Raw genomic sequence first — 19,476 nt, forward strand, 5'->3', positions numbered from 1 at the left:
TTGTAAATTTGCTATTGCTAGCGGCCCGGATGAGATCCGGGCTTTTTTATGGGCAGGTCTTTCGGAAAATATATGAATGAAGAATTATTTCTGTATGATGTAAAATATTCATGTATTGACAACTCATTTTAAAATTTTTTAATTAAAATTTGAATTATATATAAAATACTTTTTTAAGAATATTTATTATGGAGGTAGTTTGTATTGTGCTAATTTATTGAAAAATATATATTATTTCCTGCTTTATGTTTAAGATTTACCCAGGTATCTTGCTGTAAATTAAGTATTTATTTTATTTTTTTTCTTTTTTAATGTAACAAATTTATGTTAATAGTGGTCTTATAGAAAAAACTATAATTTCACATGAAAATAATCTTATTTCCAATAGCAGTATTAACAGGCTCATTAGCAATGGCCCAGCAGGCTCAGACACCGGCTGCAAGTGATACTGTAAAAGGAAATGCAAAAGAAATAGAAGCTGTTACTCTGGTTGCCAGAAAACCGACAGTAGAATCTAAAGTAGACAGAACTGTATTTAATGTAGCGAATAGTGCAATTCTGGCAGGAAATACAACCTGGGATGTTCTTAGAATGACTCCCTTGGTAAGCATTGATAATAACGATGAGGTAAAAGCGGAGGGGCAACTGGTTACCGTTTACATTAATGACAGGAAATCTGTTTTTACAGGAAAAGAATTAAAGGAATATCTTAAAACAATTCCTGCTGATAATCTTATGAAAATTGAAGTGATTACCAGCCCTTCTTCCCGCTATGAAACTTCCGGATCTGTCATTAATATTGTTCTTAAAAAAAGGGAAGATGAAGGATTGAAAGGAAGTATATCCCTGAACAACAGGCAAAGTACCAAAAATTCACAATACACGAACTTCAACCTGAACTACCATAAGAAAAAGTTTACCCAAACCCTCATAGGAAGTTACAATAGCGGAAATTATGTACAGAAAACCCAGACATGGGATAACCGCTATGAAGGAAATAAGCTTACACAGTTCAATCTTGAAAATCTTATGCGAAATGAAAGTCCGTCTCTTTCTTCCACTTCAGAGTTTGAAATCAATGAAAAGAATAATTTCGGTCTTGTCCTGGAATATTCTCAGAACAGGAATTTAGTTTCAGCAGAATCGGATGGGATGACTTCAAAAGACGGAGATCCGGGAGAATCTTTTCACCAAAACCAAAACAACTGGGGATTCAGCCGTAATCTGGGAACTAATGCTTTCTATAAATATTATGACAAAGAAAAGAACCGAATTTTAGATATTAATTTAGGGACCAACTATTCCAGTGATAACAGTGATAATTTAATAGATAAGCAAATTGATAAACAGGGTGTGAAAACAGATCAGCAACTGGGAGTTGTCAGTTCAAATCAGATGCGTAATTATTATCTGAAAGTTGATTATACACAGCCTTTTGGTAAAACAGGAGGAACAATGGAAGTGGGAGGTAAAACCGAACTGAACAACCATGTCATTCCCAATACGCTCTATGGTTTCAGTATCAATGACCCGGCATCAGAATTTTTTAATCTGTCTAAAAACGACAGATTCCATTATGAGGATCATCTGAGCTCTTTATATGCCAACTACAGTAAGACATTTTTCAAAAAACTGGAAACCCGGATCGGGATCCGCTACAAATATATTGATTACAAAGTACGGCAGGATGTAGCAGGTACAGAAAGAAAAGATTCTTATGGTACCTTTTTACCCAATCTGTTACTGAAATATAGTTTTTCAGAGAAATTTGACCTGAGCCTTACCTATAACCGAAGCATCTGGAGACCGTGGTATTCCGAGTTTAATCCCTTTCTGGTGCCTGAAATTAACGGAACTTATTCCAGAGGAAATCTTTATCTGAATCCGAATCCTAATGACCGGCTTTATCTGAAGTTCGGAATTTTGAAAAAGTATTTTATTTCCGCAAGGTATATGCATACCAATCAGGATTACTGGACAACTTATGTGACAGAAAATGGAAGAACGGTTTCATTACCCGGAAACTTTGACGGAAAGGTTGAGAAATATTATCTTTTTGCCAATACCAATCAGAATTTCCTGAAAAATAAGCTGAATGTAAATGCCGGATTTGGCTGGTACTATATTAATAATAAAGATTTCAACGAAAAAAATAAGTTAGGTGCCAAGGATTATATCAGCTATTGGGGAGCTTCTGCGAATATTTCCTATACCAATCTGTTTAATAAAAATATTAATGTAAGTGCATGGATGGAGCTTGCCAATCAGAATAACGGGAATTCCTATGCGAATAACACCAATGTTTTCCATAATATTTCTGTCACCAAAATATTCCCGAAAACACAGATGGAACTTAGTATGCAGCTGATGAATATCTTTAAAAGACCTTATGGGGATAACACAACCTATAGTCCTGACGGAACTTTCAGGGAGTATTCAAAATGGGACTGGTATGGTGTTTCGCTCACTTTTGTAAAACGTTTCGGAAACCAAAAGGTAAAAGAAAATACCAAAACAGATGTTGAGAAAAACGGTGGCGGCGGAAAATAATTAAAGATTGTTAGATAAAATGAAAGCAGGTTTCGAATTGGAATCTGTTTTTTATTTTGGGTTGGAAGCAGGAAGCTGGGAGAGAGAAGTAGTGAGAAACATCCTTGATTATCTCCAAAAATCTGTGCAATCTCTTTAATCTGTGGGAAAATATCTACACTCAAATTTTAAAACCATTAAGAAAATAGCAAGCTGTTAAGAGTATTAAGGGAATGTCTAAAGACATTTTTGTCCAGGTTGCTTCACTCAAATTTATTTGAACCTTAACTTTTCTTCATCACTTAAAACTCCTTAATGGTTTAAAAACTTCAGCAGCTCTTAAGAAATCTGTTGGAGAATAAAAAAACAGATCCCGATCTGGAATCTGTTTACATTCTATCAAATAATTATCAAATAGAGTTTTATACTCTTAACGCTTTTTTATTTAAGGGTAAATTTTACTTTCGTTTTAATTGCATCTGAAGAATTTCCAATCAGTGCTTCAAAGTCTCCCGGCTCAGCGACCCAATCATGTTTTTGGGCATCAAAATAACTTAAGGCCGTTTTATCAATCGTGAAAGTAACTTCTTTCTGCTCTCCCGGATTCAGGTATACTTTTTCAAAGCCTTTCAGTTCTTTTGCCGGACGTGGGACCGATGATTTTAAATCACTGATGTAAAGCTGGGCAACTTCAGCACCTGCTTTTTTACCCGTATTTTTAACTGTTACTGTAAAGGTGATTTTACCATCCTGTGATACTGTGGTCTGATCTGCTTTCGCTTTTCCGAATTCAAAAGTGGTATAGCTCAAACCATGCCCGAAGCTGAACAGTGGTTTTATATTTTTAGTGTCATGCCAGCGGTAACCCACAAAAATGCTTTCGTTGTAAGTAATATTAATCGGATTTTTCTGATCTTTACCTTTTCCTGCCGCCAGTTCATCTTTCTGCCCCGGATATTCTCCAAGCTGGTGTGCTGAATTGTCTTCAAGTTTTACCGGGAAAGTAAACGGAAGTTTTCCTGATGGATTTGCATCTCCTGCAAGAATTGCTGCAATTGAATTTCCAGCTTCAGAACCCAGATACCAGGCCTGTACAACGGTAGGAACTTCTTTAATCCATGGCATGGCCACAGCATTTCCCGATACCAAAACTACAGCAAGGTTTTTATTGGCTTTTGCCAGAGCAGAGATGATCTGATCCTGATTATAAGGCAACCCATAGCTTTTTCTGTCATTTCCTTCACTGTCCTGGAAATCCGCCTTATTCAGGCCGCCTACAAAAATTACATAATCAGATTTTTTGGCCAGCTCTACAGCTTCTTTCAGTAATTCAGCTTCGGAGCGGGTATCTTTTAAATCCTGACCGGATTTTACGCCGTTATATTCTCCGCCGATATCGCCTACATATCCTCTGGCATACTGTACATCGGCTTGCTTTCCAAATCTGGTTTTGATTCCGTCCAAAGGCAGCGTCTCATATTTTACTTTTAATGAAGATGAACCACCGCCAACAGTCATTATTTTAATGGCATTTTCTCCGATAACTGCTATCTTTTTAGCCTTATTAAGATCAATAGGAAGAACATTTCCCTGATTTTTTAATAAAACGATTCCTTCTTCACCAATTTCTTTGGCAACCGCTTTATGCTCTTCAGAAGCAATATTTCCGAATGGTTTATTACGGTTCATTGTTGTTTTGTAGGCAAGACGTAGTAATCTCGTTACCTTGTCATCAAGCTCTTTTGTGCCAACTTTTCCAGCTTTAATTAAATCAAGATAAGGCTTTGCCAGATAATAATTATCATAGGCATTTTTAGTTCCTGCAGAAAGTCCGTTCGTCCATGATCCGAATTCCAGATCAAGACCATTATGAATAGCCTGTTCCGTATTGTTTACAGCACCCCAGTCGGATACCACAACGCCTTTATAGTTCCATTCTTTCTTTAAAATATCATTTAAAAGATATTGGTTCTGGCTGGCATACTGACCTTTGTACATATCATAAGCTCCCATGATCGTCCATGAATCCCCTTCTGTTACTGCTGCTTTGAATGCAGGAAGGTAAATCTCATAGAGCGCTCTGTCATCCACATTCACATTACTGGTATGACGGAACATTTCCTGGTTGTTCAGAGCAAAATGTTTTACAGAAGTTGCCACACCATTAGACTGTACGCCTTTGATATAAGGAACCACCATCTTTGAGGTCAGATAAGGATCTTCTCCCATGTATTCGAAGTTTCTTCCGTTCAGCGGAGTTCTGTAAATATTAACTCCGGGGCCTAGAAGAATATCTTTCTTTCTGTATCGGGCTTCTTCACCCAGCGCTTTCCCGTAGTTCCATGCCATTTTTTTATTCCATGTTGCGGATAAAGCAGTCAGGGCAGGGTAGGCGATGATAGAGTCGTTGGTCCAGCCGGCCTGATCCCATTCATCCCACATCACTTCAGGACGGACTCCGTGCGGTCCATCCGTAGTCCAGAATTCAGGAATTCCCAATCTTGGAACGCCCGGTGAGCTGAATTTCGACTGTGCATGAAGCATAGCCACTTTTTCTTCCAGTGTCATTCTTGATAATGCATCCTGAATACGCTGTTCTACAGGTTTGGATTCGTCTAAATAAACGGGAGTCTGGATATTGGTCTGAGCCATATAAGATGCAGAAATAAAGGTGAGTAAACTTATAATGACGGTTTTCTTTAACATAATGCCTTTCAGTTTGATTAAAAACAAAAGTAAAGAAAATTTTTATTATCTCAAATTGAGAAAATAAAAAAATAATGAATAAAAAACTGCCTGCTTGTTTGCAGACAGCTCATTATGAAATATTTTTAATTATTAAAAAAAATGAAGAGAAGTTGCTGGATTGAACATAAAAGTGAAAAGGCTAAAAATCGAAATTGCAAAATGGTGAAAGACAAATGAAGCTACTCCTATACTTTGACTCAATACCTTGAACCCTTCAATACTTCTAACACAGTACTAAGATTCCTACGGAATGGACAAATTAAGTACTTTATCTATACGTCCACCTTGTCCATTCCGTAGGAATCTACACTCTTACCCTCAAACCCTCTTACTCTCCAACTCATTAATCCCATCCCTTCACAGCACCTCCTTTGAAAATTTCCTTAGCTTTCTTTTCCACTTCAGGAGACTCATAGGCTTTTACAAAGTTTTTTACTTTCTGGCTGTTTTTATTGTCTGGTCTTGCTACAACCACATTCACATAAGGTGAGTCTTTATCCTCAACAAGGATTCCCTGTTTTTCCTGATCTAAGCCTGCCTGAGCGGCAAAATTATTATTGATTACCCCTACCACAACATCCCTGTCATCCAGAACTCTTGGAATCTGTGCGCCTTCAATTTCCATAATTTTCAGCTGTTTCGGATTTTCTGTAATATCGGTTACTTTTGGAAGAAGCCCGACTCCTTCTTTTAATTTCAATAATCCGTTTTTCTGCAGCAGAAGCAATGAACGTCCTCCGTTGGTGGGATCGTTTGGAATAACAATCGTACTGCCATCTTTTAGTTCACCAATATTTTTAATCTTTTTTGAATAAGCCACAATAGGATACACAAATGTATTGCCTACAGGTACAAGGTTGTAACCTCTCTGCTTGGACTGTTCCGTTAAGTAAGGAATGTGCTGGAAGGCATTGGCGTCAATATCTCCGTTGGTTAACGCTTCATTGGGAACTACATAATCATTGAAAGGAATGAGTTCCACTTCCAGATTATATCTGTCCTTGGCTACTTTTTTAGCCACCTCAGCAATTTCCTGTTCAGGGCCGTAAGTGATCCCGACACGGATAAAATTGGGGTCGTCCTTTCTTCCCGAACAAGCGCTGAACAGTAATATCCCCGCAGCCAGTAAACCAAAAATTTTTATTCTTTTCATTCTATTTCTTATTTAAAAATTAAAAATGAGGGTAGCTAAATTACGAATGGCAAATTAGAAATTGGCCAACCCATACTCTCAAACCCTCCGACTCTCGAATCCCTCAAACTCATATCCGGAACCAACTATCTGTGATCAAATCTTTTTGACAGCCTGTCACCCATAAACTGGATAATGAAAACCAAAAGAACAAGTAGAATCAAAACCGTATTCATAATGACAATATCATACCCGATATATCCGTACTGGTAGCCCACCTGTCCAAGTCCTCCGGCACCAACAGCACCTCCCATTGCGGAGTAACCTACAAGGGTAATCAAAGTGATGGTTGCATTGTTGATTAATGAAGGAAGCGCTTCAGGGAGCAAAACTTTTCTGATAATCTGTAACGGGGAAGCTCCCAGCGCTCTCGCGGTCTCTATAAGGCCATGAGGCACTTCAATAAGACTGTTCTCTACAAGTCTCGCAATAAAAGGTGCTGCTCCCACGCTCAGTGGAACCAAAGCGGCATTCACTCCGATAGATGTTCCGGCCAGAACTCTGGTAAAAGGAATCATCCAGACGATCAGGATAATAAAAGGAATTGCACGGAAAATATTAACGATGATGGAAAGTCCTCGATGATAGAAAGCATTTTCCAGCAGCTGGCCTTTTCTAGTTAAAAACAACAGGATTCCTACCGGAAGTCCCAGGACAAAACCGAAAAAGCCGGATAAAAATGTCATGTAAACCGTTTCCCAGGTTCCTTTTGCCAAAAGGGCAATTACAGCGTCACTAAGCATATCCTTTTACTGTATTTTGAATTTTATTTTGATTGAAATAATAGATCGCCTGCTGGTTTTCCTCCGTTCCACCCTGAAGCTGCAGCAGAAGTTTACCGAAATTGGAATCTCCGAAGTATTCCACATCAGCTTTTAAAAGTTTATAAGGAATTTTATATTGGTTGTATAGTGTTGAAAGAATTTGCTCAACACTGACGTTCTCGTTAAGTTCTATTTCTATCAGCGGAAATAAACCGTCTTTTGGTTCTTTCTGCAGTCTGCTGATGAGTTCCTGTGGCAGGGTCATGATGTCTGAATTTATAAATTGGCGGATGATCGGGTTTTCTCTGTCCGAAATAATCTCGCTTAATGTACCTTTTGTTAATAATTTTCCTTTGTCGATCACTGCAACGTGGTTACACACCGATTTGATCACTTCCATTTCGTGGGTAATTAAAAGAATTGTAATTCCCAGTCTCTGGTTGATGTCCCTTAAAAGCTGAAGAATAGACTGGGTTGTAGCAGGATCCAGTGCACTGGTGGCTTCGTCACAAAGCAGAAGGTGAGGATCATTGGCCAGAGCTCTTGCAATAGCAACTCTTTGTTTTTGTCCTCCGGAAAGGCTTTTAGGATAATCATTGGCTTTATCCTCAAGTCCTACGATCTTCAGGAGTTCGTTCACCTTTCTGTTGATATCTTCTTTGCTGGTATGATCCAGTTCCAGAGGAAGTGCTACATTATCAAAAACAGTTCTTGAAGAAAGAAGATTGAAATGCTGGAAGATCATTCCTATTTTTTTGCGCTCCTCAGCCAGCTGTCTGGAGTTGAGCGCAGTAAAATCTTTTCCGTTAATAATAATCTGTCCTTCATCCGGTCTTTCCAATAGATTCACTGTACGGATCAGGGTACTTTTTCCTGCCCCTGAAAATCCTATAATTCCTACAATATCTCCTTTCTCTATGGTAAGACTCACCTTATCCAGCGCTTTAAAAGACTGTTTTTTCTGGTGAAATGTTTTTGATATATTTCTGATTTCTATCATTCTGATTTTATATACTGTTTAAATAGGCTGATAGGGTCTGCCTGTTCTGTTTAAAAATCTTCTAATTCTTCTGATTTTGACCTTCGACCGTTTTGAAAGTTTGAAATACTTGGTCACATTCGTTAAAAGTACTCCAAGCAATATGACAAATAAACCATACAGCTGACCTCCATTGATACTTTGATGGGCAACAATCCAGCCTGCAATCACTGTTACAATAGGATTGATATAGGTGTGGGTGCTTACCAAAGCCGCGGGTTTTACGGACAGAAGCCAAATGTACGACAAATAAGCGACTATCGATCCAAAGAAGATCAAAAATAGCACTCCGGACCATGCAGATAACGGAACCTCAGAAACCGAAAAACCGGTCCATTCTTTTCTGAAAAAAGCAATTAAAAAAGAAGCCAGTCCCGCTATTATAAGCTGTTGCGCAATATTCATAAAGGTAGATTGCGACGCCGGATTTTTCTTCGAATATAAAGAGCCGAGCACCCATGCGATAGAACTTAATCCCAAAACCACAAATGCAGTAATGCGAAGATTTCCATCCGCGGTTGCATGGGCTTCATTCGCGTGTACACTGCCTTTTAAAAAGAGTACCAGCCCTACAAATCCGATGACCAGTCCTATCGGAATAAATTTATCTGAAAAATAATACTTCCAGTTTTTTCTGTCGATGGCAATAAACCAGAACGGTCCGGTTGCAATAGAAATTGCGGCCTCGGAAGCTGTTACATATTGTTCTCCCCAGGCAACAAGTCCGGTTCCTCCGGTAAGGATAAGAATCCCGGTAATTGCATTTTTTTTCCAGTTGATGAGGGAATTTGCTTTTTCTCCTTTAGAAAGAAGATATCCGATCATCAGAATTCCTGCCACCAGAAATCTTAATCCGAAAGAATAAATGGCGGAAAACCTTTCAAGCCAAATGAAATAGCTAAAAACGTAATTCCCCATATCACATAAATGTTTGTAAACGCCAATGGAATCAACCATTTGTTTTTAGAATTGCTCATTTTTATGTTTTTAATGTTGTTGTGTTCAATAAAAAAAGGCCTACAACGTGGTAGGGCCTTTACAAAATATGTCTAAATAAAAGTAAGGTCAACCACAGTATTCCCGATATACAGGCATACAGATATGCTTCATCATGTTTTTGATGATATGTTTCTTCATTGAATTATTTTTTAATTCTGCCTTCATTTTATTTTATTTCCTGAATACGGTTGCAAATATATAATATAATTTTTATTAGTCCACTAAAAAAGTAGACAATTTAGATGTTAATTTATTGTTGATGATTTAATTTGTTTAAAATCAATGTTTTGTGGTTTTTGTTTTTTAATGTTAAAAAGTAACTTGCTGATATCTTTTGATTTTTAATTGAAATTATGCTGAAATCATATCATAGATGATGTTGTGAAAAACATAAAATAAATTAAATTTTTTGAGAATTGTGTAAAGTTTATTCCCGGGCGAAAAAATTTGACAAAAGTGGAGGAACTGCATTTATTAAACTAGTTAAATGCACAGGATGTCTGTTCACTGTAATTTAGCATCAAAATTAAAAGACATGGACAATAGAATATTAGGTCTGCACCATATTACAGCAATAGCAGACAATGCGAAAAGAAATTTAGATTTTTATACAAAAGTTTTAGGCGTAAGACTGGTAAAGAAAACAGTGAATTTTGATGATCCGGGAACCTATCATTTCTATTTCGGAAATGAAAACGGAACTCCAGGAACCATCCTTACATTCTTTCCGTGGGAAGGAATTGGTAAAGGAACCAACGGAAGCGGAATGGCTACCCACATCGGCTATTCTGTACCGAAAGGAAGCCTTGAATTCTGGAAAAACCGTTTGCAGGGTTTTAACGTCAATGTGGAAGAAGGAGAAGTGTTTGGTGAAAAGATGATCTCTTTTACAGATCCGGACGGACTTCAGTTACAGTTTATAGAACCTTCAGGTGATGATAACAGAAAAGTATGGACAACTGATGATATTAAGGATGAAAATGCATTGAAAGGATTTCATAACGTTACTTTAACTTTAAAAAAAGCAGATCCTACGATCAAAGTTCTGACTGATATTTTAGGATATGACGTGAAAAAACAGGAGGGGGAAAGATACAGACTGGCTACCGATGCGATTGATACCGCTAATCTGGTAGATATTATTGAAAACGATACCATTCCTGCCGGAAGAAATGCTGCCGGAACCAATCACCACATTGCATTCAGGGTAAAAGATGATAATGTTCTGATGGAATACCGCGAAAAAGCTTTATCTGCAGGATTGAGCATAACTCCGAAAATCAACAGGGATTATTTCTATTCACTGTATTTCCGTGAGCCGGGTGGTGTTTTGTTTGAAATCGCAACAGACAATCCGGGATTCACAGTGGATGAACCTCTGAATGAACTGGGAACTAACCTGAAGCTTCCTGTACAATACGAAGGAATACGTGAGAAAATAGAAGGTGTGCTTCCGAAATTATCATAGATCATCGGAGAACTCTGATAAAGATGCTAATTTTGAATTAAAATTTAAAACAAACAAAAATGGAAAGAACAGAAATAGTGTTGGAAGGAAGAAAAGGAGAAATCCAGCTTTTCTCAGACGATCATAAAGCAGGTAAATGGATATTTCAGTCATTGGAAAAAAACTGACTGTTTACCATACGGAAGTGAATCCGGAATATGAAGGGAAAGGCTTTGCCAAAATTTTATTAGAGAGATTGGTATCTTACGCAAGAGAAAATGATTTAAAGATTCTGCCGTTGTGTCCGTATGTGCACGCTCAGTTCAAACGCCATCCGGAAGAATATAATGATGTCTGGCTGAAGGAAGAACTCTAATGAGTTTGAGAGTCGGGTTTCGGGATACGAGCTTTAGAGATTTGGCTGAATATGTTTGAGAGTAAGAGGGAAGTGTAGATTCCTGCGGAATGGACAAACTATGCGTTTTATCTATCCTCCCACTTTGTCATTCCGAAGGAATCTAAATATTCTATGTAGCTTTTTAAGATACGAGATTTTGAAGTTAGGGATACGAGTTTTAGAGATTCGGCTGAATATGTTTGAGAGTAAGAGGGGAGTGTAGATTCCTGCGGAATGGACAAACTATGCGTTTATCTATCCTCCCACTTTGTCATTCCGAAGGAATCTAAATATTCTAGGTAGCCTTTTAAGATGTGAGATTTTGAAGTTTGGGATTCGAGTTTGAGAGTCTCGGCCTTATTAACCCAAACCCCGAATTCCATCATAATAACCAATTAACAATTTTATCACTATGAACCTTATCACAGGACTGCATCACGTTACGGCAATTACCGGCAATGCACAGGAAAATATAGACTTTTATACCGGAGTATTAGGACTTCGTTTGGTCAAAAAAACAGTCAATTTCGATTATTCGGATGTTTATCATTTTTATTTCGGTGACGAATACGGAACACCGGGAACAATTATGACTACCTTTCCGTATGGCAAAGATCTGATCAATGGAAGACATGGTAAAGGAATGCTCAATACCACAGCTTTTTCAGTTTCCATAGATGCTCTGGATTATTGGATAAGCCGTCTGGAACAGTTTAATATTCCTTTTAAGCAGCCTCAGCAGAGATTTTCAGATGAAGTTTTTATTTATCTTGAAGATTTTGACGGGCTGGGACTGGAGTTGGTTTTTAATGATAAGGACGAAAGAAAAGGCTATTATAATGGTTATATTCCTAAAGATTATGCAATCAAGGGAATCCATCACGTAGAAATCTGGCAGGATGCCTATGAAAGAACAGCAGCGCTCCTTACAACTCAGATGGATCATAAAGTAATCAAAGAAAGTCCTGACAGACTGAGATTGGGAACAGAAAATCTGCCGGGAAAATATGTAGATCTGCTTTCTACGCCTAATGCCTTAAAAGGACTAGCCGGAAGGGGAACCGTTCACCATGTGGCTTTTGCTACTCCGGATGCGGCATCTCAGCTTGAAATGGTAAAGAGATTAAATGCATACGGACTGGAACATACCGAAGTAAAAGACAGAAAATATTTTACTTCTGTCTACTTTAAAGAGCCGGGAGGTGTTTTGTTTGAAATTGCCACTTCAGGCCCAGGTTTCGATGTGGATGAAGAAGCAGAGTTTTTAGGACAGGATCTGATGTTACCGCAGCAGTTTGAAAAAAGAAGAGAGCGTCTTACAGAAGTCCTTCCTGTAATCAATTATCCAACAGAAAAATTCAGATAGAAATAATGAGTCATATTTTAAATATAAAAACAGCAGGAATACCGTTGAATCAGGCAGAAAAAGCTTTGATCATGATTCACGGGCGTGGGGGAAGTGCTCAGGATATCTTAAGTTTATCCCAGCATTTAAATGTGAAAGATTATGCACTGCTGGCACCACAAGCCCTTAATCATACCTGGTATCCCTATTCATTTATGGCACCGGTAGAACAAAACGAACCGTGGTTGTCATCAGCCATTGAAATGGTTGAAGAAACAGTAAAAGCAGCTGTAGAAGCAGGAATTAAACCAGAAAATATATATTTTTTTGGGTTTTCTCAGGGAGCCTGTCTTACCCTTGAGTTCCTAGCGCGTAACGCACAGAAATTTGGCGGGGCAACGGCTATTATTGGAGGAGTGATAGGGGATAAAATCAACCGCGAAAATTATAAAGGCGACTTTGCCGGAACTCCGGTGTTTCTGGGAACCAGCAACCCTGATTTTCATGTTCCTGTAGAAAGAGTATATGCTACCGCCAATATTTTAAGAGAAATGAATGCTGAAGTAACAGAAAAAGTATACGCCAATTTCGGACACTCTATTAACGAGGAAGAGATTGAATTGTCCAACTCGATTATCTTTAATTAAGTACATTAACTTTGAATTATTTGTAATTTTTAATGATCCTTTAAGTGTTTAAATGAAGTGAAGATCCCTCTGGAATGACAAAGTATTCGCATTATCTATCCGCGCACATTGTCATTCCGTAGGAATCTAACCCAATGTATAAATTAGCATTCAATAGCGGCGGGCTTTAGCCCACCAAAAAACAAAAATCACTGGCTTTAGCCAAAACCTAAATAATCCGAACCTGAAAATTAACTTCGGGAAAACAGGCATTTGTAGAATGACGAGGGATGCGGGTTTTGAGTTAGAGAGTTGATGGGTTTGAGAGTTATTAGGGGTGGAGGCAGGTTTCGAGGTTCGGTTATTGAGTGGGAGCATTTGGAGTAAAAGTGTTTAGATTTCTACTGAATGGACAAACTAAGCACTTTATTTATCCACACACTATGTCATTCCGCAGGAATCTAAATCGTCATTTTACCTTTTTACGTAAACAATATAAATATTAAACCCTGAACCTTGAACATTAAACCTTGAATTTTAAACCTTAAACAAAATGAAAACATTACATTTTTTAGTAATTGGAAAGAATCAGGAAATTCTTAATACTTTAAAAAGAGTTATAGAGAATAATGAAGGCTGGACGGCAGAAATACACAGTGATGAAAACTTCTGCTATGACTATATAAAAAATAATACGGTAGATATTGTCCTTTTAAGCTCCGGCTTAGAGGATGATTTTGAGAAAGATATAAAAGTTTTTTGTGCCGGTTTAGATAAAGATGTAAAAGTAATAGACCATTATGGAGGAGGAAGTGGACTTTTAAAGAACGAAGTTTACAGTCTTTTTCCTAATTTGCAGGGGTAAATCCTGCGCTATGTTTGAAAATATCATCAAAAATATTACCCGGTTCATTTCCATCACTCCGGAAGAAGAGAAAGTTTTTACAGATCTGCTGGTATGTCAGACGTTTCCCAAGAAAACAGTTTTATTGAGGGAAGGAGAAGTCTGCCAGTTTGAAGGGTATATTCAGAAAGGATGTTTGAGAATGTATTGTCTGGATGATGACGGCACGGAAGTTACTCTTCTGTTTGCCATTGAAGACTGGTGGATCAGTGATATTGCATCATTCCAGGAGCAGAAGCCTTCTAAGGTTTTTATAGAAACGCTGGAAGATTCGGAAATCTATATGCTGAACCCGGCAACAAAAGAAAAACTGCTGCAGGAAGTTCCAAAATTCGAAAGAGTTTTCAGAATGCTGGTTCAAAGAAATCTTGCCACCCTTCAGGGAAGGTTGGTAGACACTATCTCCAAAACTGCATCCTACAGATACCTTGAATTTATCAAACTGTATCCTTCCATCCCGCAAAGAGTAGCACAGTATTATATTGCTTCTTACCTTGGGGTTTCAAAAGAATTTGTAAGCACCATCAGAAAACGTCTTACTTCAAAAGAGAAATAAATCTCTGAAAAATGTTTATCCGCAGATTTGCCGATGACTAAACAAATTTTTGCTCTTGATGACTTTACGTTTGAAACCACCCCGTCAAAAATTCTCTGAATTTTCGCCACCCTTCGGAGGAGGGGATTTTTACATCTTCATTTGTGGAATTTGTGAATAAGGTAAAGATTGTGATTGAAGGAAATTGTAAGGCTGGATTCCTGCGGAATGACAAATAAGACGCTTTAGTTTATTCGTATAGCTTGTCATTCCGCAGGAATCTAAATAAAGTTATTCTTTAAAATATCTATAAAATTAAATATCTTTAAGAGTAAAACATACTTGTGTTTTCCCAAAATAACAATCCAATATAACCACACTCCCGGATACAAAAGTTTCCTGAATTTTTTTGCTGCAAAGTCATTTATTAAACTAGTTAAATGTACAGGACTTGCAACATCTCTAAATTTGTCCTATCAAACAAGAACAAATAACAATCTGATATGGACAGAAAAGATTTTTTAAAGAAAGGATTATTGGGAACAGGAATGTTTGTGGCATCAGCCTCTCTGGCAAGTGCTATGAAAAATGACATCGATGAGATCGAACCATTAGAACCGATCGGATACAATCATCTTCCCAATACAGAATTAAAAATAAAAGAAAACTCTGTGATCCACAGAGCTGATACAAGAGGAAAGGCCGATCACGGATGGCTGTTGAGCAATCATACTTTCAGTTTTGCCAATTACTATAATCCTGAAAGAATGCACTTCGGAGTTCTGAGAGTTCTGAATGACGATAAAGTGGAAGCAGGAAGAGGTTTCGGAACGCATCCTCACGATAATATGGAGATCATCAGCATTCCTTTGGAGGGCGATCTTGAACATAAAGACAGTATGGGGAATACAGCCGTGATCAGAAGCGGAGATATCCAGGTGATGAGCGCAGGAACCGGGATCATGCACAGTGAGTTCAATAAAAACAGCGATAAGCTTGTAAAATTCCTTCAGATCTGGATTTATCCGAAAAAGAGAAATGTGACGCCGAGATATGATCAGATCACCTTAGACAAAACAAAAGGTCACAATCAGTTTCAGCAGATTCTTTCCCCAAATGCAGATGATGAAGGGGTATGGATTCATCAGGATGCATGGTTTCATTTGGGAACCTTTGATCAGAATACAGAAACTGGCTATCAGATCAGAAAAAAAGGAAACGGAGCCTATGCTTTCATCTTGAAAGGAAGCGCAGAAATAGGCGGTGAAACTTTGGAAGAACGTGACGGCTTCGGAGTATGGGATATCCAGGATCTCAATATCAAAGCCCTTAAAGAAGGCACGGAAATCCTTTTAATGGATGTACCCATGACGCTTTAAGTTTACTCTAAATCTATTGAATGGCCAATGCCATTTTAAAATAAAAGAAATAATGAACCTGGTTTCATTACATTGTTGATTGAGCCTCCTTTTTTAAGGGGGCTTTTCTTTTGTAAGTCTTTAATTATTGTGAATTTTCATCAAGAGCTTTTCTTGTATTTTTAAATCTAAAATGTATTAGAGATACATACTTCATAATTACTTCATTTTTTTTGCAAATTATTGTTTTATAGTGTCTTATACCGTTGAAGTGCTTTTGTAGTATATGTTTTTTATGGTCATATAGATACTTTTGTAGCGTAAAAAGAAGTTTCTCTCTGCTATTAAAATTAATGATTCAGAGTTCTTCCCAATGGAAATTTCTCCTCAATACAATTTAAGAATACATGATGAAAAAAATGGTTGTCATTTGTCTTTTCCTATTGTTTCCTGGGAAAGCTTTCTCGCAGTTTTATAATGAAAATACGAAATGGAGTCTTGGGTTCAATTATAGTGGAGGATATCTACAAAATAATAATGCTGAAAATCAGTGGATGAGCAGATACTCGGCAACTTTAGCCGTGGATGTGGCACTTTCTGAAATTGCCTATTTCAATTCCAGTGAACTTTTTTTACAGCCATTTACGGAAGTTTCACTTCCTGTAAAGAATCCATATAATTCCAATTTTAAATTAAATAAACTAGGAGGAGGAGTTAATCTTAAAAAATACCTGAGTTTTAATCGTGTAAAAAGCAGATATTATATATTTGCAGGTGGGCAGGTTGATTACATTGTGTGGAAAATAAATTATACGAGTAATGGACATGAAAAGCAATATCGGGAGAAAAATATTGATTATCTCATAAATGCCGGAGCAGGAGTCGTGCTCACAGATTGGATAGAAATTACTGCAATGTATTCAAAAGGTCTTAAAAAAGTATATTTATCAAATGATCTTGATAATAGGAATGCTTTTAATTCATTTACAATCGGATTTAAAATTGGATTAAGTAGAAATCTGGGCTTTGATAAGTAATTTTTTCATGCTTACTTATATCTCGTTTTTTTATTCATAATTAAGCTCTAAAATTCAATTGCTCTCCCAATTTGAAAAGTCAAAAAAAATACCGATTTTTGTACTCCTTCAATAAACCCGAGTTCATGAAATTATGTATTGCCGAGAAACCTAGTGTTGCCAGAGATATCGCCAAAGTATTGGGCGCTACCACGCCTAAACAGGGGTATATGGAAGGGAACGGCTATTGCGTGACATGGACGTTCGGACACCTTTGCACCCTCAAAGAACCTCATGACTACGGTCCGCAGTACAAATCCTGGAATCTTTTTTCACTACCGATTATTCCCAACAGCTTTGGAATCAAGCTGATCCCGAATAAAGGAGTGGAAACCCAGTTTAAAGTCATTGAGAAATTGGTGGAAGAATGTGATGAGGTCATTAACTGCGGGGATGCCGGGCAGGAGGGAGAACTCATTCAGCGTTGGGTATTGCAGAAGGCAAAATGCAACAAACCGGTTCAGCGTTTATGGATTTCTTCCCTGACAGAAGATGCTATTAAAGAAGGGTTTGCAAGTTTAAAACCTGCAGAAGATTATAAAAATTTATATCTTGCCGGAAACGCCAGAGCGATAGGAGATTGGCTGTTGGGAATTAATGCTACAAGGCTTTTTACGAAGAAATTCGGAGGAAATAAAGCCGTTTTATCCATTGGAAGGGTACAGACTCCCACACTCGCGATGCTGGTTCAGCGTCAAAAAGAGATTGATGCCTTTACCACGGAAGAATATTGGGAACTGAAAACCAGATACCGTGACGTCCTTTTCAGTGCGGCAATTGATCGTTTAAAAACATTGGAACGTGCAGAAAAAGGATTGGAATACCTTAAAGTCAATCCATTTGAGATCGTTTCTTTCGAAATTAAAGAAGGAAAAGAAAAAAATCCACGTCTTTTTGACCTGACCGGGCTACAGGTAGAAGCCAATAAAAAATACGGATACTCAGCGGAAAATACCTTGAATTATGTGCAGAGCCTTTATGAAAAGAAGCACGTAACCTATCCGCGTGTTGACACCACTTACTTATCAGATAGTTTATATCCGAAAATAGCAGGCATTCTTCAGAAAATGTATCCTTATCAGGATCTGATTGCCCCGTTGCTGGAAGCTCCGATTCCAAAATCAAAAGCTGTTTTCGATGATACGAAAGTAACCGATCACCATGCCATCATTCCTACAGAAATTCCGCCTTCCCAGAATCTGAGCAGGGAAGAAAAACTGATTTATGACCTGATTGCAAAGCGCTTCATTGCTGTATTCTATCCGGAATGTAAAATTTCAAACACATTGGTGGAAGGAAAAGTAGGAACCATTCCCTTTAAAACCAGTGGAAGACAGGTTCTTGAAGCAGGCTGGAGAGCCGTTTACGCCAAAGAGCCTAAAGAAGAAGCAACCGATAAGGAAAAAGAAAAAGAGGAAGAACAGACCATTCCTGAATTTGTTGTAGGAGAAACCGGACCACACGATCCGATGATCCACCAGGGAAAAACGACTCCTCCAAAACCTTACACCGAAGCAACCTTGCTGAGAGCCATGGAAACGGCCGGAAAACAGGTTGAAGATGAAGAGTTGCGTGAAATGCTTAAAAACAATGGTATTGGAAGACCTTCCACCCGTGCCAACATCATTGAAACTCTTTTCAAAAGGAAATACATTGAGAAGAAAAGAAAAAATCTGATCGCTACCCAAACCGGAATTCAGTTGATTGACACCATCGAAGACGAACTTTTAAAAAGCCCTGAACTGACTGGTGAATGGGAATCCAAACTCCGTAAAATTGAAAAAGGCGAGTACGAAGCCAACCTTTTCAAAGAAGAACTGATCCAGATGGTTACAGAACTTACGGAAAAAGTAGTGTATGGAAAAGGAAAAGTAATCACCCTGCAGGAAGAGGAAAAAGAAGAAGTGAAGGAAAAGAAAAAAAGAGAACCTGCACAGAAAAAAGAACTTCAGTCCTGGGAAGAAACAAAATGCCCGAAATGTAAAGAGCATACTCTGATCAAAGGAAAAACCGCAGTTGGATGTTCCGATTTCAAAAACTGCGGCTTTAAAATTACGTTTGAGATTTTCGGTAAGAAATTATCAGATAAACAGCTTTTAGACCTGGTTTTAAAAGGGAAAACCTCTAAACTGAAAGGCTTCTCCACACATCCGGAAGCAATTACAGAAGGCGTTTTGACTTTAGGTGATGATTTTCAGGTACAGCTTGGTTAAGCTATACCGAGATTCCTCCGCAATGACAAGCTGTACGGATAGGCTAGGCATCGTATGTGTCATTCCGCATGAATCCAGCCTTGTACTTTTCTAGTTATCAAACAATAACCATTTTATCGGAGATAAAATCATTGCGCCTTAAAAATATAAGACTTTAGAAATAATCTGCGCCTTTGCGTTTTCCAACCAAGCCATACCGAGGAGAAGATTCCTACGGAATGACAAGCTGTACGGATAGACTAAGCATCGTATGTGTCATTCCACAGGAGTCCAGCCTTGTACTTTTCTAGCTATCATGAAATAA

General features: G+C 38.0%; 15 protein-coding genes. 10 read left to right on the plus strand and 5 right to left on the minus strand.

Going from position 1 to position 19,476, the window contains the following annotated elements; genetic code table 11:
• Positions 1-363: 363 nt before the first annotated feature.
• Complete coding sequence (locus ACE3RB_RS00495) at positions 364-2,550, plus strand: outer membrane beta-barrel protein (protein WP_374462378.1); 2,187 nt, start codon at positions 364-366, stop codon at positions 2,548-2,550.
• 420 nt (positions 2,551-2,970) lie between these two features.
• On the opposite strand, the gene ACE3RB_RS00500 is transcribed toward ACE3RB_RS00495, so the two are convergent.
• From ACE3RB_RS00500 to ACE3RB_RS00520, 5 genes are all read right to left on the minus strand, one after another.
• Positions 2,971-5,235, minus strand: a complete 2,265-nt coding sequence (locus ACE3RB_RS00500) for a glycoside hydrolase family 3 C-terminal domain-containing protein (protein WP_374462379.1) — start codon at positions 5,233-5,235, stop codon at positions 2,971-2,973.
• A gap of 385 nt (positions 5,236-5,620) precedes the next feature.
• On the minus strand, positions 5,621-6,430 hold the full coding sequence (metQ, locus tag ACE3RB_RS00505; protein ID WP_374462380.1) for a methionine ABC transporter substrate-binding lipoprotein MetQ: 810 nt from the start codon (positions 6,428-6,430) through the stop codon (positions 5,621-5,623).
• A 125-nt stretch (positions 6,431-6,555) separates the two neighbouring features.
• Entirely contained in the window at positions 6,556-7,212 is a 657-nt protein-coding gene (gene metI, locus ACE3RB_RS00510) for a methionine ABC transporter permease MetI (protein ID WP_332387753.1), read from the minus strand.
• Positions 7,205-8,233 carry a methionine ABC transporter ATP-binding protein gene (locus ACE3RB_RS00515; protein WP_374462381.1) on the minus strand — a complete coding sequence of 343 codons (1,029 nt, stop codon included), beginning with the start codon at positions 8,231-8,233 and terminating at the stop codon, positions 7,205-7,207. The genes metI and ACE3RB_RS00515 overlap by 8 nt, the downstream gene beginning before the upstream one ends.
• Positions 8,234-8,251: 18 nt before the next feature.
• Positions 8,252-9,190 carry an EamA family transporter gene (locus ACE3RB_RS00520; RefSeq protein ID WP_374462382.1) on the minus strand — a complete coding sequence of 313 codons (939 nt, stop codon included), beginning with the start codon at positions 9,188-9,190 and terminating at the stop codon, positions 8,252-8,254.
• A gap of 616 nt (positions 9,191-9,806) precedes the next feature.
• Between ACE3RB_RS00520 and ACE3RB_RS00525 the strand changes: the two genes are divergently transcribed.
• The 9 genes from ACE3RB_RS00525 to ACE3RB_RS00565 all read left to right on the plus strand — a co-directional run bounded on the left by ACE3RB_RS00525 (position 9,807) and on the right by ACE3RB_RS00565 (position 19,172).
• On the plus strand, positions 9,807-10,739 hold the full coding sequence (locus ACE3RB_RS00525; protein WP_374462384.1) for a ring-cleaving dioxygenase: 933 nt from the start codon (positions 9,807-9,809) through the stop codon (positions 10,737-10,739).
• Between the two features lie 136 nt (positions 10,740-10,875).
• A complete protein-coding gene (locus ACE3RB_RS00530; RefSeq protein WP_374462385.1) occupies positions 10,876-11,094 on the plus strand; it encodes a GNAT family N-acetyltransferase in 219 nt (72 codons plus the stop codon).
• A 433-nt stretch (positions 11,095-11,527) separates the two neighbouring features.
• Positions 11,528-12,481 (plus strand): VOC family protein, encoded by a 954-nt coding sequence (locus ACE3RB_RS00535; protein ID WP_374462386.1) that lies wholly within the window; start codon positions 11,528-11,530, stop codon positions 12,479-12,481.
• Positions 12,482-12,486: 5 nt separating this feature from the next.
• On the plus strand, positions 12,487-13,107 hold the full coding sequence (locus ACE3RB_RS00540) for an alpha/beta hydrolase (RefSeq protein ID WP_374462387.1): 621 nt from the start codon (positions 12,487-12,489) through the stop codon (positions 13,105-13,107).
• Between the two features lie 532 nt (positions 13,108-13,639).
• The gene (locus ACE3RB_RS00545) at positions 13,640-13,951 is read left to right on the plus strand and encodes a hypothetical protein (RefSeq protein WP_374462388.1); all 312 of its coding nucleotides are present in this window, start codon (positions 13,640-13,642) and stop codon (positions 13,949-13,951) included.
• A gap of 10 nt (positions 13,952-13,961) precedes the next feature.
• The gene (locus ACE3RB_RS00550) at positions 13,962-14,546 is read left to right on the plus strand and encodes a Crp/Fnr family transcriptional regulator (protein ID WP_374462389.1); all 585 of its coding nucleotides are present in this window, start codon (positions 13,962-13,964) and stop codon (positions 14,544-14,546) included.
• Positions 14,547-15,028: 482 nt separating this feature from the next.
• A complete protein-coding gene (locus ACE3RB_RS00555; RefSeq protein WP_374462390.1) occupies positions 15,029-15,904 on the plus strand; it encodes a pirin family protein in 876 nt (291 codons plus the stop codon).
• Positions 15,905-16,290: 386 nt separating this feature from the next.
• On the plus strand, positions 16,291-16,920 hold the full coding sequence (locus ACE3RB_RS00560) for a hypothetical protein (protein WP_374462391.1): 630 nt from the start codon (positions 16,291-16,293) through the stop codon (positions 16,918-16,920).
• Between the two features lie 125 nt (positions 16,921-17,045).
• Positions 17,046-19,172: a DNA topoisomerase 3 gene (locus ACE3RB_RS00565; protein WP_374462392.1), complete on the plus strand. Its 2,127-nt coding sequence runs from the start codon at positions 17,046-17,048 to the stop codon at positions 19,170-19,172.
• Positions 19,173-19,476: the final 304 nt, after the last annotated feature.

The sequence above is a fragment of the Chryseobacterium sp. genome (genome assembly GCF_041914225.1).
Lineage (GTDB): Bacteria > Bacteroidota > Bacteroidia > Flavobacteriales > Weeksellaceae > Chryseobacterium.